The sequence below is a fragment of the Erwinia sp. MYb416 genome, from assembly GCF_037479575.1.
Lineage (GTDB): Bacteria > Pseudomonadota > Gammaproteobacteria > Enterobacterales > Enterobacteriaceae > Erwinia > Erwinia rhapontici.
Genome location: NZ_JBBGYT010000190.1, coordinates 1 through 1,787 on the forward strand (window position 1 = coordinate 1; position 1,787 = coordinate 1,787).

Genomic DNA, 1,787 nt, shown 5'->3' on the forward strand with positions numbered 1-1,787 from the left:
ACTTTATTGGACTCTTTATCGCTGTAAGTCCAGTCGGATGCGGTGTTAAAGCTACGATCAAAATCGGTGCGGCTACCATCACTATTGAAGGTTGGCAGACCGCCCCAGCTTGGATCATTGGTATGGCTCTGCTGATAATCCCAGCCGAAGGAGAGCGTGGTGGAATCAGTCAGGTCCGCATCCATCACCAAGGTGAGGAATTTTTTGCGCGCGTTATAGCGATCGATCCATTTGTCGTTATCCTGATAACCGCCGATAGCGCGGCCACGAACGGTGCCCGATTCATTCAGCGGCGTGCTGATATCACCGGTATAGCGCTGTTTGTCCCAGCTGCCGGTTTCTGCAGAGAAGTTACCGGTCAGCACGTTACTGTCGGCGTGTTTGCGCACCATATTCACTGAAGCAGACGGGTTGCCGGAGCCAGTGCTCAGGCTGTTAGCACCACGAATGACTTCGATGCGATCATAGATAGCGGTATCAGCGGCGGTATCACCCAGGTCCCATTGATTGTCGACAACGGTCGGGATGCCGTCAGTCAGGTAGTTATTAATCATGAAGCCGCGTGAATAATAATTTGAACGATCTGAGTCAATATTGGAGGCGGAAACGCCGACGGTATTGTTCAGTACCTCGCCAACGGTTTGTAACCCCTGATCCTGCATACGCTGCTTACTGACGATAGAAACAGACTGCGGGATATCACGCAGTGTCAGCGGCATCTTAGTGCCCGCAGACGTCACCGGAACGCTGTAGTCGGTGACGGCCTGCTGTGTAGTTGCATCAACATTCGCTTCAACGGTCAGCGTATCGGTTTTGGCGCTGTCGGCGGCAAAGGCCGGTTGCAATGCCGACATTACCAACAGTGCGGCAACAGATGGGGTGAAAATACGAGATGCAGATAATGGCGCTGAGTGAGGCTGCTTACGGGATTCAGAGCGAGACATTGGCACGGTCATTCCTGGAATAAGTTGCTGATGTTGAGTCAATACCTGCACCGGGCACGAAAATATCTACCGGTTATCCTTAGGCGGTATGAGTACTCTGACTTATCCATGAAGTAGCGGCGAGGTCCACTGATACGGCAATCAGGCAGATTAGTGCCTGTAATGGTAAAGCAAATGAGAACTATAATTATTTGAGTATGGGATGTAAATATTTATTCATCGTGAAGGGAACTAAATTGGGGACGAGAAGTCAGTGTGGGAATGGGGCATTTTCTCTCTTCAATCAGGGGGCAATCCTTTTTCCGATTGTCCCCTGTTGAGACTGCTGTTTACGGATTCGCCGGGAATTGTTCCGGCTGTTTCAGCAACGCGCGTTTCTCTGCCACGTCCTGCTCCGTTACGGCGGGAGCCGCATTGCCCCAGCTGTTGCGAATATAGGTCATTGTGGCGGCTACCTGTTTGTCTGACAGTTTCCAGGCAAACGGCGGCATCGCCCCACTGGTCGGGTTACCGTGTGTCACCGCGCCCCGTCCTCCCTGCAATACGGTAGTGATCAGCGAAGAAGCATCCGGTGCCATCAGTGCCGGATTATCCGCCAGGCTGGCCGCCAGATGAGGAATACCTTTGCCGTCGCTGTTGTGGCAGGCAGTACAGTTGGCAGAATAGACATTCGCTCCCATACGCATCTGTTCACTGTCAGCGGAGAGCGGCGCGGGTTTCTGGCGATCAGAGCCCGGCTGTGACTTGATGTAAACCGCGATGGCTTTCAGGTCGTCGTCGCTGAGATGCTGGGTGGAGTTGGTGACCGCTTCGGCCATTGGCCCGGATGCCACCGCCACATGG

Annotated in this window: 2 protein-coding genes; both read right to left on the reverse strand. The window is 53.3% G+C overall.

The window, feature by feature from the left end; all coding sequences use genetic code 11:
• The coding region (locus tag WH277_RS01795; RefSeq protein ID WP_339504045.1) for a TonB-dependent receptor plug domain-containing protein at nucleotides 1-944 on the reverse strand (944 nt) is incomplete at its 3' end.
• A 329-nt stretch (nucleotides 945-1,273) separates the two neighbouring features.
• Nucleotides 1,274-1,787: c-type cytochrome (locus tag WH277_RS01800; protein WP_339504047.1), on the reverse strand; the 514-nt coding region annotated here is incomplete at its 5' end.